17 protein-coding genes are annotated in these 21,322 nt (G+C 59.6%); 11 read left to right on the top strand and 6 right to left on the bottom strand.

All coding sequences use genetic code 11. The features are described 5' to 3' along the window. The first annotated feature begins 89 nt into the window (after positions 1 to 89). The 5 genes from H586_RS20245 to H586_RS0114055 all read left to right on the top strand — a co-directional run bounded on the left by H586_RS20245 (position 90) and on the right by H586_RS0114055 (position 6,718). Complete coding sequence (locus H586_RS20245; protein WP_162147978.1) at positions 90 to 2,978, top strand: ABC transporter substrate binding protein; 2,889 nt, start codon at positions 90 to 92, stop codon at positions 2,976 to 2,978. 84 nt (positions 2,979 to 3,062) lie between these two features. Beyond that, positions 3,063 to 4,634 (top strand): DUF3369 domain-containing protein, encoded by a 1,572-nt coding sequence (locus H586_RS0114070; protein ID WP_027182375.1) that lies wholly within the window; start codon positions 3,063 to 3,065, stop codon positions 4,632 to 4,634. An 11-nt stretch (positions 4,635 to 4,645) separates the two neighbouring features. Then, the gene (locus H586_RS0114065) at positions 4,646 to 4,963 is read left to right on the top strand and encodes a carboxymuconolactone decarboxylase family protein (RefSeq protein WP_027182374.1); all 318 of its coding nucleotides are present in this window, start codon (positions 4,646 to 4,648) and stop codon (positions 4,961 to 4,963) included. Between the two features lie 4 nt (positions 4,964 to 4,967). Then, positions 4,968 to 5,669 (top strand): molybdenum cofactor guanylyltransferase, encoded by a 702-nt coding sequence (locus H586_RS0114060; RefSeq protein ID WP_011368869.1) that lies wholly within the window; start codon positions 4,968 to 4,970, stop codon positions 5,667 to 5,669. Positions 5,670 to 5,803: 134 nt separating this feature from the next. Further along, positions 5,804 to 6,718: a hypothetical protein gene (locus tag H586_RS0114055; RefSeq protein WP_011368870.1), complete on the top strand. Its 915-nt coding sequence runs from the start codon at positions 5,804 to 5,806 to the stop codon at positions 6,716 to 6,718. 109 nt (positions 6,719 to 6,827) lie between these two features. Here H586_RS0114055 and H586_RS0114050 read toward each other — a convergent pair whose 3' ends face one another. Both H586_RS0114050 and H586_RS0114045 read right to left on the bottom strand, forming a co-directional pair. Beyond that, positions 6,828 to 7,055: a hypothetical protein gene (locus tag H586_RS0114050; protein ID WP_011368871.1), complete on the bottom strand. Its 228-nt coding sequence runs from the start codon at positions 7,053 to 7,055 to the stop codon at positions 6,828 to 6,830. Between the two features lie 174 nt (positions 7,056 to 7,229). Further along, positions 7,230 to 8,621, bottom strand: a complete 1,392-nt coding sequence (locus tag H586_RS0114045; RefSeq protein WP_011368872.1) for an NAD(P)/FAD-dependent oxidoreductase — start codon at positions 8,619 to 8,621, stop codon at positions 7,230 to 7,232. A 303-nt stretch (positions 8,622 to 8,924) separates the two neighbouring features. On the opposite strand from H586_RS0114045, the gene H586_RS0114035 reads away from it, so the two are divergent. From H586_RS0114035 to H586_RS0114010, 6 genes are all read left to right on the top strand, one after another. Then, entirely contained in the window at positions 8,925 to 10,307 is a 1,383-nt protein-coding gene (locus H586_RS0114035; RefSeq protein ID WP_011368873.1) for an aldehyde dehydrogenase family protein, read from the top strand. Between the two features lie 171 nt (positions 10,308 to 10,478). Further along, positions 10,479 to 12,074, top strand: a complete 1,596-nt coding sequence (locus H586_RS0114030) for an ArnT family glycosyltransferase (protein WP_034619316.1) — start codon at positions 10,479 to 10,481, stop codon at positions 12,072 to 12,074. Continuing rightward, a complete protein-coding gene (locus H586_RS0114025; protein WP_011368875.1) occupies positions 12,074 to 12,649 on the top strand; it encodes a hypothetical protein in 576 nt (191 codons plus the stop codon). Before H586_RS0114030 ends, H586_RS0114025 begins: the two co-directional genes overlap by 1 nt. Positions 12,650 to 12,656: 7 nt before the next feature. Continuing rightward, the gene (locus tag H586_RS0114020) at positions 12,657 to 15,080 is read left to right on the top strand and encodes a penicillin-binding protein 1A (RefSeq protein WP_027182371.1); all 2,424 of its coding nucleotides are present in this window, start codon (positions 12,657 to 12,659) and stop codon (positions 15,078 to 15,080) included. Positions 15,081 to 15,222: 142 nt separating this feature from the next. Further along, positions 15,223 to 16,776, top strand: a complete 1,554-nt coding sequence (locus tag H586_RS0114015) for a DUF4139 domain-containing protein (protein ID WP_027182370.1) — start codon at positions 15,223 to 15,225, stop codon at positions 16,774 to 16,776. Beyond that, entirely contained in the window at positions 16,776 to 17,945 is a 1,170-nt protein-coding gene (locus tag H586_RS0114010) for an iron-containing alcohol dehydrogenase (RefSeq protein ID WP_027182369.1), read from the top strand. The genes H586_RS0114015 and H586_RS0114010 overlap by 1 nt, the downstream gene beginning before the upstream one ends. Positions 17,946 to 18,035: 90 nt before the next feature. Here H586_RS0114010 and H586_RS0114005 read toward each other — a convergent pair whose 3' ends face one another. The 4 genes from H586_RS0114005 to ilvN all read right to left on the bottom strand — a co-directional run bounded on the left by H586_RS0114005 (position 18,036) and on the right by ilvN (position 21,259). Beyond that, complete coding sequence (locus tag H586_RS0114005) at positions 18,036 to 18,599, bottom strand: TetR/AcrR family transcriptional regulator (RefSeq protein WP_011368879.1); 564 nt, start codon at positions 18,597 to 18,599, stop codon at positions 18,036 to 18,038. Between the two features lie 125 nt (positions 18,600 to 18,724). After that, complete coding sequence (gene buk / locus H586_RS0114000; RefSeq protein WP_011368880.1) at positions 18,725 to 19,843, bottom strand: butyrate kinase; 1,119 nt, start codon at positions 19,841 to 19,843, stop codon at positions 18,725 to 18,727. Continuing rightward, the gene (locus H586_RS0113995; RefSeq protein ID WP_034619314.1) at positions 19,840 to 20,763 is read right to left on the bottom strand and encodes a phosphate acyltransferase; all 924 of its coding nucleotides are present in this window, start codon (positions 20,761 to 20,763) and stop codon (positions 19,840 to 19,842) included. The genes buk and H586_RS0113995 overlap by 4 nt, the downstream gene beginning before the upstream one ends. Positions 20,764 to 20,776: 13 nt before the next feature. Then, positions 20,777 to 21,259: an acetolactate synthase small subunit gene (gene ilvN, locus H586_RS0113990; protein ID WP_011368882.1), complete on the bottom strand. Its 483-nt coding sequence runs from the start codon at positions 21,257 to 21,259 to the stop codon at positions 20,777 to 20,779. Positions 21,260 to 21,322 lie beyond the last annotated feature (63 nt).

The raw sequence follows: 21,322 nt of genomic DNA, 5'->3' as shown, positions 1-21,322 counted from the left end.
CGTTTCTATAATATCCTTGTAAGCATATTCCGTTATGCTACCATAGGCCCTGCCGTTCACTTCAAATCAACAGGTCAGGACATATGGTCATGCCTTTACCGTTATCTGCTCCGCAGACAACGCGCACCGTACAGTGCCCCCCCTGCGCGCCGGATAACGCCATGCACCCGCGCGCGGTTCTGCCGACCCTGTTCCTGCTTGCGGCTGCAGTTTTCTTCCTGTGCTGGGCACCGCCCCGGAACGCGTCGGCGCAGCCCCCTCCCGGCACAGGGCGCACGCACTTTCTGCTGGTACATTCCTATCACCCCAACATGCTGTGGGTGCAGGATATCAACAGCGGCGTTCAGGAAGTTCTGGGGCCGGCCATAGACGCTTCCAACGGCACCATGCGGCTTTCAGTCGAATTCATGGACACCAAGCGGCATCCCGATGCAGCATACCGCGCCGACATACTGGCCCTGCTGCGCGACAAATACGCGCAGGACCCGCCCGACGTCATCATTACCGCCGACAACATCGCCCTGAACACCCTGCTGGACGAACACGAAGCCATCGCCCCCGGCAGCCGTGTGGTCTTCTGCGGGTACAACAACTATACCCCCGACGCACTGCGCGGGCATGACGACGTCACGGGCATCGCCGAAAAAGTCAGCATACGCGAAACCATACAGGCTGCGGCAGCCATGCTGCCGCAGACATCGCGGTTTATTGTCATCAGCGACCGTTCGGAAACCGGCCGTGCCATGACGCACGAACTGGCGCTGCAGACTGCCGGTATACCGGAACACGGGCGCATGGAACTGTGGGACGCCTATACCTTTGCGGATCTGGGCAGACAGCTTGCCGCGCTGCAGGGTACCGAAGCCATTGTGCTGCTTTCGGCCCTGCAGGACACAGCGGGCAATGTGCAATCGTACAGGCAGAGTCTGCGCCATATCCTTGCGGCGACAGACAGGCCGGTTTTTGCCGTTTTCGGCTTTTATGCCGACAAAGGCATTGTGGGCGGAAAACTGACGGACGGAGTCATGCAGGGACGTGAAGCCGCCCGCATGGCGCTGCGCATAGCACAGGGCACCCCGCCATCGCGCATCCCCGTCATCACCGAAAATATCAACCGGTTTGTATTCAACCACGAGCTGCTGGCCCGGTACGGTATTTCCTCTGACAGCATTCCCGCAGAAAGCACCGTGCTGAACAGGCCTCCCTCTTTTTTCACACGGTACCGGCAGGTGCTGCTGCCCGCCGGTGTGCTGGTGGCTTTGCTGGTGCTGGCACTGGCTCTTGAATCGCACCACCTTGTCAGACAAAGAGCCGTGGAGCAGAGCCTGCGCGAAGCCAAAACCCGCTATCGCGAACTGGTGGACAACGCGCGTTCGGTCATCATGCATATCGACCGCAACGGGCAGATAGAATTCATCAACGAGTACGGACTGTCCTTTTTCGGATACGAGGAACATGAGCTGACAGGAAAAAGCGTTGCGGCAACAATTCTGCCGCAAAACGCGGACGGCACCCCGTATTCCGAACTGCTGCGGCGTATTCTGGAAAATCCGGAAACCTATGCCTGCCATGAAAATGAAAACATACGCAAAAACGGCGAACGGGTCTGGATTTCATGGCTCAACAGGCCGCTGCGCGATGCTTCCGGCAACGTGACCGGATTGCTTTCCGCCGGGCAGGATGCCACCGAACGCAAAAAAGCACAGGACGCTCTGGCAGAACGTGAACGCAGCTATTCGGTACTGCTTTCAAACCTGCCGGGCATGGCTTTCCGCAGGCAGACCGGCGGCGACGGCACGTTTCTTTTTGCCAGCGAAGGCTGTCTGCCGCTGACAGGGTTTGCCCCCGATGATTTTGTGCAGCACGGCAGAAATCTGCGGGGGCTGGCCCACCCCGAAGACCTGCCCCGCATTACCGGCGCCATAGACGCATCGCCGCACCGCTACGCTGTCGAATACCGCATAATCCGTTCCGACGGTGAAACGCGCTGGGTATGGGAAGGCGGCATGATGATATCCGGCAGCGGCACGTCACCCTGCCGGTCGTCCGGCGACAGCATCTGCGTTATCGAAGGATTCATGACCGATATCACGGCACGGGTGACCGCGCGCACCGAGCTGGAACGCCTGAATGAAGAACTTGAAGAGCGGGTTGCTGCACGCACCGCCGAACTGCAGACATCGCTGGAGCATCTGCGTCAGGCTCAGCACCAGCTTGTGGAAACAGAAAAAATGGCAGCGCTGGGCGGGCTGGTGGCCGGTGTGGCGCACGAAATCAACACTCCCATCGGCATCGGAGTGACCAGCACATCCTATCTGCAGGAAAAAATGCAGCAGCTTGAAGAGCTGTACAGATCCGGCGGCATGAAACGTTCGGATATTGAAAACTTTCTGCGCGTGGGCAACGAGTCCCTGACCGCCACCCGCATGAATCTTTCCCGCGCGGCGGATCTGGTACGCAGCTTCAAGCAGGTTGCCGTTGATCAGTCCGATGAAGATACCCGCCGCTTCAACGTGCTGGACTATCTTGAAGAAGTGCTTGTCAGTCTGCGTCCGCGCTACAAACGCACTTCGCACCGCGTCGAACTGTCCGGCGACAAGGACCTTGTTATCACCAGCTATCCCGGCGTGTTCATGCAGATAGTCACCAATATTCTGACAAACGCCCTGCTGCATGCCTTTGACGGCATGGAAAACGGCGTGCTGAGCATACACGCCGTCCGTCAGGGAAATGACCTGACACTCACCCTTGCCGACAACGGCAAAGGCATGACGCCGGAAATTCTTTCACGCGTGTTCGAACCGTTTTTTTCCACACGCAGAGGCAACGGCGGCACCGGACTGGGCATGCACATCGTATACAACCTTGTAACACGCAGACTCAAAGGTACCGTGCAGTGCCGCAGCACTCCGGGCGACGGCACCACATTCACCATAACCGTGCCCATGCAGGATTCCCCCTCTGCAGTACAGACATAACCCGTGCGGACCACCGGAACAGATGCGCGGCGGCAAAGCATGATGCCATACATTCCGGCACCGGCCGGCTACAAAGGAGTTCCCATGTCACCAGCCCATATCGCAACGCCTGCTGACGACGAACTGATATTCGCCGAAGAAGAACCTGTACAGGAATCCGCGGCGGCGGACGCACACTGGACCCTGCTTATCGTAGACGATGAGGAGGACGTGCACACCACCACCCGGCTGGTGCTGGAGGATTTCACATTCGACGGCATTCCCCTGCGCTGCATCAGTGCCTACACGGGCGCGCAGGCCATGGAAATTCTGCGCACGGAAAAAGACATAGCCGTGGTGCTGCTGGATGTGGTGATGGAAAGCAACCATGCCGGTCTGCATGTGGCAAGAGCCATACGCGAAGAACTGGACAACAGACTGGTGCGCATCATCCTGCGCACGGGACAGCCCGGACAGGCGCCGGAACGCAAGGTGATCATCAACTATGACATAAACGACTACAAGCACAAGGCGGAGCTTACCTCGCAGCGGCTCTTTACCACCGTATATACTGCGCTGCGTTCGTACCGTGACCTGCGGGTCATTGAACAGAACAGACAGGGACTGCGCCATATCATCGACGCATCGGCCGATCTTTTCCGCATCCGCTCCATCCGCCAGCTTGCGCAGGGAGTGCTCACCCAGCTTTCTTCATTGTACGGACTGTTCTCCGGCTCAGTGTATGTGCAGACATCGGGGTTCACCGCCACAAGCGAAAATCATGAATCGCTGCAGTTTATTGCGGCCACGGGCAAATACGACGCCCTGCAGACGGACGAGGGCTGCCCGCAGCTTTCATCGGACGTGCGTGCCGCAGTGCAGCAGGCCGTGGAGGAAAAACGCAGCATATTCAACGGACGCGACTATGTGGGCTATTTTCCGGCACGCAACGGCAGAGAGCATCTTATCTATCTGGAAGGGCTGAGCGGTGTCACCCCGCCGGATGAAAATCTGCTGCAGGTGTTTACCAACAACGTGGCAGTGGCATTCGACAACGTCTATCTGAATAAAGAAATCATCAACACGCAGAAGGAAGTCATTCTGCGGCTGGGCGATGTGGTGGAAAGCCGCTCCAAGGAAACGGCACACCATGTGCGCCGCGTTGCGGAATTCACCAGACTGCTGGCCCGTGCCGCCGGACTGGGAGAAGAAACCGCGGAACTGTATCTGCATGCTTCGCCCATGCATGATGTGGGCAAGATAGGCATTCCCGACGCCATACTGCTCAAACCCGGCAGGCTTACCGATGAGGAACGCGAGGTGATGAAAACCCACACCACCATCGGCTACCATATTCTGAATACTTCGGAACGCCCCATCATGCAGGCGGCGGCCATCATAGCGCACGAACACCACGAGCGCTGGGACGGTACGGGATATCCTCAGGGGCTCAAAGGTGACGGCATACACATTGCGGGACGCATCACCTGCCTGGCCGACATCTTTGACGCGCTGTCCAGCAAACGTGTATACAAGGAAGCATGGCCGCAGGAAAAAGTGCTTGATTACATACAGGCCGAAAAAGGGCGGATATTCGACCCTGCGCTGGTGGATGCGCTGTTTGCCAATATGGAAGAAATAGACCGCATACGCGAAAAATATCAGGACGCACACTAGGAGGGTACCCCATGAGCGACCGGACTCCACGACATTTTCAAAGAATGCGGCAGCAGTATGCAGACGTCATGGACGCCCTGCAGCAGCTGGGAGCAGCAACGGCACAGGCGGGCCCGCTGGACGGGGCACAGGCGCATCTGGTGCAGCTGGCAGCGGCCGCGACCCAACGTTCGGAAGGAGCGGTACACAGCCATGTACGGCGGGCACTCAAGGCAGGCTGCACGCCGGAACAGATAAGCCACGCGCTTATTCTGCTTGTTCCCACCATCGGCTACCCCACGGTGGCGGCAGCGCTCAGCTGGGCTTTTGATATCATCGACGAGGCATGACCCCGTGCAGAAAGACAGACTGCCCTCATCGTTTGCCGCCGCCGTCATAGGCGGCGGCAAGGGCACACGGCTTGCCGCACACCTTGGCGGTGCCTCCAAGTGGCTGCTGCGTGTGCATGGCCGCACCATACGCGACCGCCAGCTTGAGCTGCTGTATTCTCTTACCGGAGAACTGCTGTTTGCCGGTGGCGACTGCGCCCGCACGGCCGACATTCCTCCGCAGGTGCGCTGCGTACCCGACATGCTGCCTGTCGGCGGCCCGCTGGCGGGGCTGCACAGCGCGCTTTTTCATGCCGCGGCCGATACCGTGCTGGTGCTGCCCTGCGATGCCCCCCACCCCGTGCAGGCCCTGCTGCGACATCTGCTTTGCCTTGCGGCGCAATGGCCCGACGCCCCCGCAGTGGTGCCCAGACAGGCCGACGGATTCTGGATGCCGCTTGTGGCCGTTTACCGGCGCAGCTGTGTGCCTTTTATGGAAACGCTGGCACAGCAGGGCATACCGCATGTATTCAGGCTGTTCGAACTGCTGGAAAAAAACGGCACCCCACCCGTGGCCCCCCCGATGGAAAGCCTGCGCCGGTACGATGCCGGTCTGAACACATTCGTCAACATAAACACGCCCGACGATCTGCAAGCCCTGCAGCACGGCAGCCCCCGCCCCGTTCCTTCTCTGGCAGCACGCCCGCAGCGCTGGCAACGCTCCTGAAGTCTTTTTCCGCCGCGCCCGGGCCGCTTTGCTGCCCGCAAACCGCCGGAGACCGGCCCCGCAGCATATTCCCCTTGCCCTGAATGATTTTTCGCGTACTATTATAATATGTTTCCATTGCCACGGAGTACGTCATGAGTCGTCTTGAACCCGCTGCCAATCTGTTTGATATCCTGCACCACTTCTGGGAGCACCCGCGTACGGAACGGTATGTGGCGCATACACTCATCATTATTTTTCTGCTCAGCATCGCCACCATAGAAATGAACAGGCACGGCCTGCTGCCGCCCCGGATGGCTGCGCTGACACCCACAAACCACTTTCATGCGGTCAATCTGGCGTTCACCATGCTGCTGGTGCTCGAGGTCATGAGCCTTATTTTCGTCCTGTCCACCTCTGTCACCAAATCCCTTGGCAAGCAGCTTGAAATACTGACACTTATATTGCTGCGCAATGCTTTCAAATCGCTTTCGCAGATGCACGAACCCATATCCGTCCTGCAGGACACCGAGGCACTGCTGCATGTTGCCGCATCGGGTACGGCAGCACTCAGCATCTTCGTTATTCTGGGTGTTTATTACAGAGTACAGCGTTTTCAGGGCTATCTCAAAGATCCCACGGAACGTATGCGTTATGTGCTCAGCAAAAAAATTCTCGCACTGGTGCTGTTTGTGGCCTTTGTAAGCATAGGGCTGTATGACGCGCTGGATTTTCTCATCTACGGCACGCACCACGATTTTTTCATCACCTTCTACACCGTGCTGATATTTGCCGACATTCTGCTGGTGCTTATCACGCAGCGGTTCATGCCCAACTTTCACGCGGTGTTCCGTAATTCCGGCTTTGTCATTGCCACGCTGTTCATGCGCGTGGCTCTTTCAGCACCGCCGTTCTATGCCGCGGGCATAGGCGTGGGTGCAGCGCTATTTGCCCTTGCGGTGGCCTATGCCACCAGCGTATTTTCGCACGGCACATTTTCCACGGTCAATTTCAACCGCGGGGCCGACGCAGAATACAAGCCGCCGTGCAAAAACTGTCAGGAACCATAGCACCCCGCACTGCACGGTCAGCCACGGGCAGCCGCGGCTGACGACACCGGCACCAAAAAAAGCCGCGGCCTCAGTCGGCGCGGCTTTCATTGTGCCGTATGCGGCGGCTTCATCGCCAGCTGCCCGGTTCTTCGCGCAGATACATATCCATCTGCTCGCTGACACCCAGCAGCACTTCTCTGTCATCGACGGAAAGACGCACATTGAGTTCAGGTGCCAGCCCCACATCCTGAGCCAGCTCCTCCATGTGCCGTTTCACCCCTGCCAGCCACATCTGCACCGCCGGATCGGTATCGTACCGGCTGCGCCCTACCTTTGCCACTGCGGTGAAGGACATGTCACACCTCCCGCGTTGCGGTTGTGAATATGCGGCGCACACATGTGCCCGCAGTACACAGATAAGACGGCCGCACACAGAGGCAAGACCGGACGCCGCGCAACAAAAAACGGCGGGGAAGACCCCGCCGCACATTTGAAACGCCGCCCGGCGGCACACGTTTTCTGCCGGTCGTTACAGACGGTCGATAAGCGCCTTTGCGGGAATAAGTCCCGTGGCTGCGGCAGATACGATATTGCCCGCCACACCCGGCCCGTCGCCGGCCACAAAAAGACCGCGGATGCCGGTTTCCAGACAGTTGTCCGTCTCTACCTGCGTGGCGAAAAACTTGATTTCCGGAGCATACAGCAGTGTTTCTTCGTTGGATATGCCGGGCAGCACATGGTTGAGCTGCTCCAGACCTTCCACAAGGTTTGTCACTATGCGCTCGGGCAGTGCCATGGCGATATCGCCCGGCACCACATTGGTCAGCGTCGGCTCAATGTAGCCCTTGCTGATACGGTTCCATGTGGACCGGCGGCTCCGCTTGAGATCGCCGAACCGCTGCAGGATGGGCTTGCCGCCGCCGATAATGGTGGCCAGCTTGCCAATGGCGGTGCCGTAACCGGTATTGTCGGAAACAGGATCGGTAAGCACCACTTTGGAAAGAAAAGCAAAGTTGGTATTTTCCGACTTTTTGTTGCGGTAGGCGTGTCCGTTAACACAGACAAAGTCCTGATAGTTTTCCAGCGCGATGAAGCCTGCCGGATTGGTGCAGAATGTGCGCGTCTGGTCATCGTAGGTCTTTGTCTGCACAAAGAACGTGGGGTCGTAAATGATATCGGTGGTATCGCTCATGATGTCATTATGCACTTCCACCCGCACGCCCACTTCGATGCCGCGCTGGCTTACCTGCAGTCCGAACGAACGGCAGACTTCGCCCACCCAGTCGGCCCCGACGCGGCCCGGTGCCAGAATGACGGCGCGGCAGGTGTACTGCCCTTTATCCGTCACCAGCCCCTGTATCTGTCCGTTTTCGGCCACCACGTTTTTAACTTCTTCGCCGGTGCGTATGGTCACGCCGCTTTCGGTCAGATAGTCGCACATACGGGCGATATGCTCAGGCAGACAATCGCTGCCAAGGTGCTTCTGCTTGATAAGCAAGAGGTCGATACCATGTTTTTTCGACTGCTTGCGCAGCAGACGCGCAGCTTCCAGATTGGAAGGATACACAGGGCCGTCCATGCCGAAGCGGTTGAAAATCAGTTCGGTCTCGTCAATAAGCTCCTCTGCCTTGCTGCGCGGCAGAAACTGGGTCAGATCGGTCTTGCCCAGTTTGTGGATAAAGTTCAGCTTGCCGTCGGAAAAAAGTCCGCCGCCCCCCATGCCGGAAAGAATGTGGCACGGTTTGCACTTGATGCACTTCTGCGTCTTGTTGATGGGACAGTTGCGCTTGCGCGCCGCGTTGCCGCGCTCGATAAGACACACGGACAGACCGGAATGTTCCGCCAGATAATACGCGGCAAAAAGACCGGCGGGCCCCCCGCCGACAATGATCACGTCAAAATTGTCTGCAGCCTTGGACATGCATAATCTCCCGTAAATACGACATATTACCATCGCACACGCCTGTATGTTCTGCCCTGCGCGCACAATGGCTTAGTGTACCTTGCACACGGGTCCGCGGATTTGTCAATAGCCGCAGCCGGGCCTTGCCGGCGGTGGCGCAAGCCCCCTGTCTGCGTCTTGCTGCAGATGTTTTTTCATTCTGTTACAGCATGTTGCATTATGCTCCTGTGCAAAAAAAGCGCAGTGCGGTCTAGCCAGCTCCAAGTATGCGTGTTATCTTGCACGGGTATCACTTTCACACGCACACCAAGGAGCCTGACCATGACACCTGAACGCATATACGAAGTGACGGAAGCCCAGAGAGCTTTTTTCCAGTCCGGAGCCACCCTTGACGTGGACGGACGCATTGCATCGCTGCGCACCCTGCGCGGCGCCGTGCATGATTACACCCGTCGCTTTATTGTAGCTGCGGCACAGGATGCCGGACTTTCCGAGCACATGGTGCTTGCGGCTGAAATAGCCCCCGTCATCAACGACATCGACCACATGATCAAACGTCTGCCCGCGCTTGCAAAGGGACGGCTGGTGCGTCGTTCGCGCCTGCATATGTGGGGCTGGTCGCGCAGCGTGCCCCGCCCCGCAGGCATTGCCGTGGCCGTAACCGCCGCGGATATGCCCGTACAGCGCGCCCTTATGCCGGTGGTATCTGCCCTTGCCGCGGGCACCCCGCTGCTGCTGGCACTTTCTCCCCGCACTCCGGCTGTCAACGGCATTGTGGAGCGCCTTGTGCAGCAGTTTTTCAAGCCGGAACAGATAACCGTGACCACTGCGGACAATGAAACCACAGAGGCCATTCTCGGACAGCGTTTCGATGCCTGCCTGTGCTCCGCACCGCGCGAAACCGCCGTCCGGTTTGCCCGCGCCGCTGCGGAACACCTTGTGCCCGCCGTCATTGAAACAGCCGAACACCGCAATCCGGCCATAGTGCTTGAAGATGCCGATATCCGGCTGGCAGCGCGGCGCATAGTATGGGCCAAAACTCTTGCCGCCGGTCAGACCGCCGCCGCGCCGGACTATCTGGTGGTGCACGGCGCAGTCCGCGAACGCCTGCTGGCAGCCCTGCGCAAAGAACTGGAAGCGCAGCACGGCGCCATACCCTCCGCAAGTTCCGCATTCGGCCGCATGACAGACAACGCCGCCTATGAAGAAGCCGCGGCGTTTCTGACTGACGGCACGCCGGTCATAGGCGGCGACACCGACCCCGCAGGCAGGTTCATCAACTTTACCGTACTGGAAAACGTACAGCCGGACGCACCGGTCATGCGTTCCGTCACCCGCAGTCCGGTGCTGCCGCTTTTTGAGGTGCAGTCTGCGGAACAGGCCGTTGAACTGGTGAACAGCCGTCCCGCACCGCTGGCTCTGTATGTGTTCAGCACCGATGTGTTTACCGCACGCAAAGTGCTGGATGCCACAACATCGGGCACAGCGGCGGTCAACGACGTGCTGGTGCAGACCGTGTACCCCGCCCTGCCCTTCGGCGATGCGGCAGGCGGCGGCATGGGCAGCCACCGCGGCGAGGCGGGATTTTTTGCCTTTTCCAGACTGCGCAGTGTCACACGCGGCACAAACTTCATCGACCTGCCGTTCCGGTTCAGCCCCGATGCCGGCTGGAAGCAGAAAATCCTGCGGTACATCATCAGATAACAGCCGCGCCGCCTGCCGCAGACCGGCAGGCGGCGTCGTTGTTCCGCAAGGATTTTATCCGCCGCGTCGTCTCTGTGCAGTACCGGACAGGCAGGCTCTGCCCCGCTTACTGGACAGGAGCAGGGCTAGCCGCTAGACTCCGCGCCAAACGACTCCCCAAAGGTGAAACTCTTGCAGAAAAGCCCCGTATGGGAGCGCCGCCCGTGGCTGTGCGCTGCCGCCATCATATCTTTCACAACGCTGGTACGCTTCTGGTTCATCGCCTCCGGCCAGCTTGACCTCGTGCAGGACGAGGCCCAGTACTGGGACTGGACCCGCAGGCTCCAGCTTTCCTACTATTCCAAAGGGCCGCTCATCGCGTGGCTCATCAGCATCTGGACCGGTGTTTTCGGCGATACGGAACTGGGCGTGCGCTTTGCCGCCGTGCTCAATTCGTGCCTTGCACAGATACTGCTGTACGCCGGAACCGCACGGCTCATGCGCCGTCCGGCACTGGGTCTGTGGACACTGGTTGTGGCCAATACCACCCCGCTGTTCATCGCCTCCGGCATTCTGATGACCACTGACAGCCCGCTGCTGGTCTGCTGGACGGGTGCGCTCATGTGCCTGTACTGGATGTCCGTATCATCACGCTCGCCATGGCCTTATGTGCTGCTGGCCCTTTCCATGGCCGCCGGTGTGCTGGCCAAATATATGATGCTGGCCATGCCCGCCGTGGCCCTGCTGTACGCGCTGGGACTCAGACGCCAGCGGCTGCTGCCAGAAGGCATGGTGCCGCGGCTGCTGGCTGCCGTCTGTGCCGGTACGGCCGTGGGTTTGCTGCCCATCCTCATATGGAATTTCCAGAACGACTTTGTGGGATTCCGCCATGTGGCCGGTCTGGCCGGTGTGGCTTCGGCCAGCCCCGAACCGCTCATCCGCTTTGACCGCTTTCCGGAATATATCGCCTCGCAGGTCGGCATCATCAGTCCGTGGTGGTTTGTGTTCATGCTGGTGGGCGCATGGCGCGCCCTGCGTGTGTGGCGTACGCCGCGCGCCGGACGCGACATGTACAGCGGACTGCGCAATGACATGAACGAAGTCCGTCAGTCACTGCTGCTGTCCGCCGCGTTCTGGCCGCTGTGGCTTTTTTTCATAATCTGGAGCTTTCACACCCGCATCTATCCCAACTGGTCGGCCATGAGCTATGTGGCCGGCATCATGCTGTGTGCTTCCGCGCTTGAGCGCAGTGGACAGGCTGTGCGCGAAACAGGCAGGCATCTTTCGCGGCTGCGCATGCGGCGCATCTGGGTTGCCATGGGTGTACTTGTTTTTGTGCTGCTGTACGGGCAGAACTGGCTGCCTCTGCCGCCTGCGTACAACCCGGCGGTACGGCTGAAAGGCTGGAGCGACCTGAGCGGCAAACTGGAGGAACTGCAGAACAGTCTGCCCCGTCCGGACAAAGTGTTCTATTTTTCCAAATCATATGACATCACGGCGGCCCTTGCCTTTTACGCACCCGGACAGCCGTTCACGTATTGTGCAGACTTCGGCAGACGCATGAGTCAGTACGACCTATGGCCCACTCCTGAAGACAAAAAAGGGTGGGACGCCATTTATGTGCAGAAAGACAACGGCATAAAACCACAGCTGAAAAGCATGTTTGAGTCATACAGGGTGCTGCGCTACCGCACCACGCACAAAGGCGCCCCCGGGCGCGAATTCACCATTGTGGTGCTGCGCGGCTTCAAAGGCACATGGCCGCGCGAACAACAGGAGCGTTACTGATGGCCAGAAGCCGTGATGCACATATATGCGCCCGCTGTGCCGCACATTCCGGCACCTGCTGCCGGATGCAGCCCGGCAATGAAGAGCTGTGCTTTCCGCTTTCGCGCAGCGAATGGCAGCGCATTGTGGAGCATTGCAATGACAAGGGCGGGTTTGCCAGCCAGCCCAATACAAAACCGTTCCTGCAGTGTATGAAACGCCTTTTTCCCGCCGATGAAAAACGGCTGGAGGCCATTTTTCCCCCTCACGGGGAGCATCTGCGCCTTGCCTCGGACAATGAAGGCCGCTGCCTTTTCCTTTCCGCTGCAGGCTGCACTCTTCCCCGCGAGACACGTCCGTGGTATTGCCGCCTGTTCCCTTTCTGGTTTATGCCCAACGGCATGCTGACCATGTTCACTCCGGACGAGTGTCTCGTCTATCTGGAGTCACGCTCCGTCAGAGACGCCATGCAGGAACTGGGCGTTACAGAAAACGAACTGCGCCTGATGTTCGGCCGCCTGCGACTTGCGTGGGGGCTTGATCCGGAGCATGACGAAGACGGCAACCGCTATCCGCTTTGCGACCATACCCGATAAAAATATCATGAAACGTTTTCTCACATACTTTCTTGTCAGCGTCACAGGTCTTGCCCTGCTGGGCATACTCGGGCTGGGCGGCATCTATATATGGGCCACCAAAGACCTGCCCGGCTTTACCCGTATCACCGATTACCGCCCGCCGCTGGTCACCACGGTGTACGCGCGCGATAACAGCATTCTGGGGTATTTCTACCGCGAAAAACGCTTTCTGGCGCGCCTTGATGAAATGCCGCAGCATCTGCCTCTGGCCTTTCTCGCCGCAGAGGACGACTCCTTTTACCGGCATGAAGGCATAGACTTCCGCGCCATTCTGCGCGCCTTCATGAAAAACATGCAGGCAGGCACCATCCGGCAGGGCGGTTCCACCATCACACAGCAGGTCATCAAACGCCTGTTGCTTACTTCCGAACGCAGCTACGAGCGCAAGATAAAAGAAGCCATTCTGGCCTACCGGCTGGAACGCTATCTGAGCAAAGATGAAATTCTGACCATATACCTGAACCAGATATATCTCGGCGCGGGGGCATATGGCGTGGAAGCCGCCGCGCGCAGCTACTTCGGCAAACATGTGGGCGAACTGTCCATAGCCGAATCTGCGCTGCTGGCCGGTCTGCCGCAGGCTCCTTCCAAATACAACCCGCTCAACAACCCGCAGGACGCATACACCCGTCAGCTGTATGTGCTGCACCGCATGCTTCAGCTCGGGTGGATAACACCCTCGCAGTACGACGCGGCCATCAATGAAAAGCTTGTGTTCACCTCCATGGCCGATCCTTCGTGGGGCACCGGCGCATGGTATCTGGAAGAAGTGCGCCGCAGGCTCATCGACTATCTGAGCGAAGACAACATGGAAAAACTGGGCATCAAGCTGGAACGCTACGGCGAGGATGCCGTGTATGAATCCGGCCTGCATGTTTACACCGCCATGGACCCCAAGCACCAGAAGTACGCCGAACAGTCACTGCGCGACGGGCTGGTGGCCTCTACAAAACGGCGCGGCTGGCGCGGCCCTGTGGAGCATCTGGAAAGCAAGGAGGCACGCGAAGCTTTTCTGCGTGACAACCCCGTGGATGCGGCGGCAATGCAGCACGAAGGCTGGATAAAAGTGCTGGTCACCCGCGTGACGGCCGCAGGGGCCGATGTGCGCTTTGGCAGCTACAAGGGCCGGATGGACGTGGAAACCATGCACTGGTGCCGTACGCCCGACCCCACCGTGGTGACGGACTATGTGCCCGCCGTGAAAGATGCCCGTACGGTGGTCAAAGCGGGCGATGTGGTATGGGCGCAGTTTATGCTGCCCGATGCGGGCAAAAGCTTTGATGCCGCCTCCGTCACGCCTGATACGGACTTTTCACTGGCCATCGCGCAGTACCCCGAAGTGCAGGGGGCACTGGTTTCCATAGAACCGCAGACGGGCGATGTGGTGGCACTGGTCGGCGGCTATTCCTTTGCCGACAGCCAGTACAACCGCGCCGTGCAGGCCAAACGCCAGCCCGGTTCCGCTTTCAAGCCCATTGTCTATTCCACCGCGCTGGACAACGGCTACACACCGGCATCCACGGTACTGGACGCCCCGTTTGTCTATACCGACGACGCCACGGCCAAAACATGGCGCCCCGAAAACTTTTCGGGAGAATTCTACGGCCCCACGCTGCTGCGCACCGCGCTGGTCAAATCGCGTAACCTGTGTACCATCCGCATTGCACAGGACATCGGCATACCGGCCATTGTCGAACGGGCCAAAGCACTGGGACTTGAAGGGCCCTTCCCCTTCGACCTTTCGGTAAGTCTCGGGTCTGTGGCCGTTTCGCCTCTGAACCTTACAGAAGCATACACGGCGTTCGCCCATGAAGGTCTGCGCGCACAACACCGCATGATCACCGGCATCAAATCGGCATGGGACGAACCCATAGCCACCTTTGAGCCGCAGCAGACAGAAGCGCTGACACCGCAGAACGCCTATATCATGGCGTCGCTGATGAAAGAGGTAGTGCGCGACGGCACAGGCTTCCGCGCACGGGTGCTCAAACGTCCTCTGGGCGGCAAGACCGGCACATCCAACGACGAGCGTGACGCATGGTTTGTTCTTATCTCTCCGTACCTTGTCTCGGTGTCCTATGTGGGCTTTGACGACCTGACCCCCATGGGCAAATGGGAAACCGGCTCGCGGGCGGCATCGCCCATTGTGGTCGGCTACCGTCAGGGTGTGGAAGAAGACTACCCCGTACAGGATTTTCCCATGCCTCCCGGCATCGTGCAGGTGCGCATTGACGGCAAAACAGGAAATCTTGCGGGGCCCGGCTCTGAAACAAGTTACTTCATGCCTTTCAAGGAAGGAACCCAGCCCACCGTGGTGGAAGGTTCCGCCCCCCGCCACGGCGCCGACGACGCCCGCAGCGGCGAAGACCTTATGAAGCAGATGTTCTGATCTGCCGGCACCGGCAACGCCCCGCGGAATTTCCCGCGGGGCGTTTTTCATGGCGGCAGTTCTGGCTCAGCCGGTCAGGCTGTGGTACACCGGTCATGACGCCGGAACCACCGGCACGACCCGAACACACCGGAGAATCATCATGATACGCTACCGCTTATCCGCAGCAGCCCTGCTGGTCACGCTTGTACTGTCGCTGACAGGCGCAGACATACTCATGGCCGGACAGACTCTGCCGCACCCCGCAGAGCCTTTCAAAGTGACGCTGTTTCCGCAAAGCGCCCGCATCGAAGTCCTGCAGACCCTGCCTGCGGAAAACTCGCTCACTCTTTTTCTGCCGCATCAGGCAGACCCGGAAAGCCTTACTCTCAACATATCCGGCAATACCGTCACCGCCATGGAATGGGTGCTGACCGACGGACAGGCCGGTCCCGCCGCGGCAGCCGTCAAAGAACAGCTGCTGCAGGCCCGCGCGGCACTGGCACGCACACAGGGACGCAAAACGGCAATAGAAGCCCGCATTGCCATGTGGTCGCAGCCGCGTCCGGCCGTGGGCGGCACGGCAGAACTTGAACGGCTGGATAAAGCCATGACGGAACACCTTTCCGCCCTGCTGCCCGAGGCGGAAGAAACAGACAGGCTGCTTGAAAAACAACAGGCCGCCGTGCACGAACTGGAAGCACGGCTGAACAATGCCACAGGCGGCTCGGAAAAAGTGTGGGCCGTCACGGCGCAGCTGCACACCCCCGCCTCCGGTCAGGTGACAGCGCAGTACGCCTACACCGCAACCGGCTGCGGCTGGCAGCCGCTGTACACCCTGCACGCCGTGCCCGGCAAAAATGTGGTTGAATTCAGCTACGCGGCCGCACTGCGGCAGGGACTGGGCACAGACTGGAACAACGTCCGTCTGGCCGTGGCCACGCTGCCTCCCCGTGCAGGTCTTGCGCCGCCGCCCCTGCCCCGCTGGGACATCGGCCCCGTGCAGCAGCAGACCGTCCAGTTAAGAAAAGCCGTCATGATGGCAGCAGATGCCGCACCTGAAAACATGCTGGCCGCTGCGCCCGAGGCCGCAGAAAGGTCTCTGGCATCAACCTATGCGGTGTGGAATCTGGGCACAGTTTCGCTTGCCGCGGGCGGCAGCAGGCAGGTACCCGTACTTAACGAGACATGGCAGGCAGCATACGTCTATACCGTGCGCCCCGCCCGTTCTCCCCGCGCGTTTCTTACAGCGCGGGTCACCATGCCCGAAACCCGCCTGCTGCCCGCAGGCCAGGCCACCATGCTGGTGGACGGAGCCACAGCGGGCAGGCAACGTCTGGAATTTGCCGGTACGGAAGAAACCTTTCACTTCGGCAGCGACCCGATGGTCACCGCGCAGATGAATCTGCAGAAACGGCAGGAAGGAACACAGGGATTCATAGGCAAAAAGCAGGTGTTTGAATGGGCATGGGAAATCACCCTGACAAACGCCCGCCAGCACCCCGTCAATCTGGAAGTTCAGGACGCCGCCCCGCAGCTGCGGCTTGCCGGCATGGAACTGAAACTACGTTCTTCGCCCGAGGCGGAACTGGATGAAAAAACACAGCAGTATGTCTGGAAGCTTGCAGTACCAGCCGGCTCCGAACGGGTCATAAGCCACGCCGTAACGGTCACCGCCCCCGAAGACACCCCTGTGGACGCCGGAAGAAAACAGTAATGGACAACTTCATATACCACGCGCCCACGCGCATCGTCTTCGGCAGAAATACCGTATCACAAACCGGTGCGGAACTGGCGGCACACAATGTGCGCCGCACGCTGCTGGTCACCGGCGGCAGCGCCGCCATGCGTACCGGAGCATACGCACAGGTCACGGCTTCACTGGACGGGGCCGGTGTGATGCATACGCTTTTCAGCGGTGTCACGCCCAATCCTTCCCTTGATCTTGTGGAAAAAGGCATAGCCGCCGCACACGCGTTTGCGGCGGACAGCGTGCTGGCCATCGGCGGCGGCAGTGTCATAGACTGCGCCAAAGCCATTGCCGCCGGTGTTTTTCTGGAAGATTACTGGGCACAGGTGGAAACACGGCGTCCCGTCACACAGGCTCTGCCTGTATTCACGGTGCTCACTCTTTCGGGCACCGGTTCGGAAATGAACGAAAAAGCCGTCATCACCAACGAACCGCTGGCCAGAAAATGGTCGCTGAGCGGCCTGTGCCTGTGCCCCAGAGTATCCATCATCGACCCGCAGCTCCAGTCCTCCGTTCCGTGGCATCTGACCGCCGCGGGCGGCATCGACGCCATGACCCATGTGATGGAAAACTACTTCCGCGGCAGAACGGCCCGCGCAGCCACCGGTTACTTTCAGGAAGAGACAACTCTGCAGCTGTGCGAGGGAATCCTGCGTGCCATCATCATGTCACTGGATGAACTGCAGCGCGACGGCTCGGACTATACCGCGCGGGCCAATCTGGCATGGGCAGCCAGCTGGGGGCTTAACGGCCTTTCAGGCTCGGGGCTTTCCGGCGGCGACTGGACTTCGCACGCTCTGGAACACGCCCTGAGCGGACTGCACCCGCAGGTTCCCCACGGTGAAGGACTGGCGGTGATTTTCCCCTCGTGGATGGAGCAGGTCTGCCACAGCGTGCCGGACATCTTCACGCGTTTTGCCCGCACCATATGGGGTGTTTCCACAGCGGAAGAAGGAGTGGCCGCAACCCGTCAGGCATTCTCGCGCTGGGGGGCTCCCGACCGTCTGTCCCGCTGGAGCATTCCCGCATCCGACATTCCCCGTATGGTACAGAATGCCCTGAGCTACCGCGCGCTGGGCAGAATAGTGCCTCTTTCGGCAGAAGATGTGACCAGCATATACACGCGGGTGCTCTGACCCCGCTGCCGCATATATAAAAAAGGGCTTTCCGCAAAAGCGGAAAGCCCTTTTTTCCGTACAGCGGCACGGCCGCCGTGCAGATACCCTTTAAAGGCTGCGGATACTCCGCTGGCAGAAAGTCACCGCCTCCTGCGCCAGATTGGGTGTTTCCGGCCAGTACAGCTGCCGACGGCTCATGCCCATCAGCATGACGGCAATAAGCGACGCCGTGGGCGTAATATCCAGATCATCGCGCACTGTCCCGTCGCGCATGCCTTTTTCAAGGCAGCGTTCAAGAGTAAGCCCCAGCAGGGCGTACATGCGTTCCATTATCTGCCGCGCGCTGGGCATGATGGTATATGTGTTCATGATGACCTTCAGCTCGACCACCCGCTCGTCCAGAAAGGCATCCAGATCGAGAATCAGAGTCTCGATAAGGCAGTAGCCGCTTTTCTGGCGCTCGTGGATGCTGTCCATCAGCCCGCTGAACTCATCAAAAAAATCGTTGATGATGCTGTCGAAAATCTGCTGCTTGGACCGGTAGTGTCTGTATATCGCGGCGTCCGTCACATTGGACGTCTTGGCTATCTGGGCGATGGTTGTGCCCTTGAAGCCGTTTTCGGAAAACAACCGCCGGGCGTTTTCCAGTATCAGGTGTTTCGATGATGCCATGATGCCCCGCTTTTCTGTATCATTTGAAGGCCAGCACTAAACTACTATACGCCGCGCACGTCAAGTATACAGGCGGGCAGCCTTGCGGCCCCCGCCTGCTGTACCCTGAAAAAAGCCGCGCAGTCTCAGGACATGCCGCCGCCGTATTCCGCGGGGGTCTCCTCACCCCGCAGCACCCGCAGACCGCCCATGGCCAGTGCCTGCATCTCTTCCAGACGGGGCAGCACTATGACCGGTCCGAGATAGCGCAGCCTGTCCGAAACAGCCTGCATGAACCGCCCGGAACGCGCCATTCCGCCTGTAAGCACCACCGCATCCACCGGCGGGGCCGACGGGACGTCCTGCCCCGCGCCGGTCAGTGCCGGTAACAGCGCGCACAGAGCCTTGGCGCTGTTGTAAGCCAGCGCGTCGAAAATCTGCGCCGCTGCGGTATCACCGGCGTCCATCCTGCGCTGTACCTCGCGCAGGTCGTTGGTGCCCAGATGCGCCCACATGCCTCCTTCGCGCTGCACAATACTGCGCATGCGCTCAAACGAGTACACGCCTCTGCGTACCAGCTCCAGAGCGGGCATGACAGGCAGGCCGCCCGTCCGCTCCGGTGAAAAAGGCCCTTCTCCTTCCAGCGCGTTGTTCACGTCCACCACTCTGCCGTGGCGGTGCGCCCCTACAGAAATGCCACCCCCGAAATGCCCGACCAGAAAACGGCCATCCTCATAGCGTATGCCCAGCTGTGCCGCTGCCCTGCGTGCCGCCGCGCGCTGTGAAAGCGCGTGAAACACGCTGCGGCGCGGCAGTTCAGGCAATCCGCCTATACGGGCCACGGGGTCCAGTTCATCCGTAACCACAGGGTCCACTATGATGGCCTGTACATTCCGGTGCGCCCCGTGGCTGCGGGCAAACGCCAGAGCCAGCGGTGCGCCGAGATTACAAGGATGCTCGCCGTGCGCGGCGGATTCCAGAATATCAAGCATGGTCTGATTCACACGCCATGCACCACCGTGCATGGGGGCCAGCAAACCGCCGCGTCCCACCACAATATCAAAACGGGCATCGGCATAACCGGCCCGGGACAGCATGGTCTGAACGGCATGCCGCCGCGCTTCCAGCTGCCCGTATACACCGGCCAGACCGGAAAAGGCATCATGGGGATGCTCCACCGTACGTTCAAAAAGTTCCTCTTCCGCTGCAAACACCGCTATCTTGGTGCTTGTCGATCCGGGATTAATGGTCAGGATCAGACTCATCCGGTGCATTCCTTGCGGGTCATGTAGGCTGCCAGAGCCAGTGCATACAGTTTGCTGCGGTCGCTGTCGCCGCGGGAAGGGACGATAAGAGGAATCCTGCTGCCGGCCACAATGCCCGCCACGGGCAGGTCCAGCAGTGTGGTGAGGGTCTTGTACAGTACATTACCGCTTTCGATATCCGGCGCCACCAGCACGTCGGCATTACCGGCCACCGGGTCTTCAAACCCTTTGCGCGCCACTGCCGCGGGCGATACCGCAAGGTCAAGCGCCATGGGGCCGGAAACCACGGCATCACCGAATGCCCCTTCGGCACTCATACGGGCCACCATCTGCGCATCCAGCGTGGCAGGCATGGCCGGATACATAACCTTTTCCGTGGCGGCCAGCATGGCCGCACGCGGTCGCTCAAGCCCCAGCGAGCGGGCCACATGCAGCGCGTTGCGCACTATTTCCGCCTTGCGCTGCAGGTTGGGCGCAATGTTAACCCCCGCATCTGTCAGCAGACGCAGACGATGCTCGCCGGGCAGACAAAACACCGCCACATGCGAAAGAATACCGGCAGGCGGCACACCCGTTTCTTTATTCAGCACGCCTTTAAGCAATACGTCCGTATTGACGTTCCCCTTCATCAGCATGGAAACGTCACCCGCGCGGAACAAGGCCAGTGCATGCTGCACGGCTCCGGCCCTATCCGGCACATGGTGCGATTCCAGCGCAGAAATATCCACTCCGGCCCGTCCGGCTATGCGGCGTGTCTCTTCCAGATCGCCCACAAGCACAGGCTCCGCTATGCCGCGGGCATGTGCATCCAGCGCGGCCAGCAACGCAACATCCTGCGCACTGGCGGCCACGGCCACACGCGGCATGGTTCCTGTCCGCGCCGCCGCGGCCAGCAGATCTTCCATGGAAGTCATCTTCATGGGTCCTCCGGCATCAGTCTTCATCGCCGCGACGCAACGCAATGACACCGGTACGGCACAGGCTGCGGATGCCGTGAGGCCGCAGCATCTTGATGAAACCGTCCACCTTTTCCTGATCACCGGTCAGTTCTACAGTGATGGTTTCCTGTCCCATACCCACAACATTTGCCCGGAATACCTCAAAAATCTGCATGACCTGTGACATGGTGTCGCGCGTGATGGAAACCCGCAGCAAAGCCAGTTCGCGGTCAACAAAATCTTTACGGGCCAGATCTTCCACCTCGCGGATAAAATCCAGTCCGGACAGTTCCGCGCAGATGCGCTCGACTTCCGCAGACTGGCCTTCCACTGTGATCACAAGCCGCGACACGTCAAAGTCTTCGGTCTCGCCACAGGAGACAGACTTGATGTTCACATTGTATTTGCGGAACACGTCCGTAGCCTCTGCCACTACACCGACACGGTTTTGCACAAGTGCAGAGATGGTATGCTTCACTGCGGTACTCCTTTTGTATGCAGAGCATCACTATACCGCAGCACAGCCGCTGCGCAAGCATGA

This window comes from Oleidesulfovibrio alaskensis DSM 16109, assembly GCF_000482745.1.
Lineage (GTDB): Bacteria > Desulfobacterota > Desulfovibrionia > Desulfovibrionales > Desulfovibrionaceae > Oleidesulfovibrio > Oleidesulfovibrio alaskensis.
Note: the sequence above shows the minus strand (reverse complement) of the source record. Positions and strands in the feature narration are given on the sequence as shown.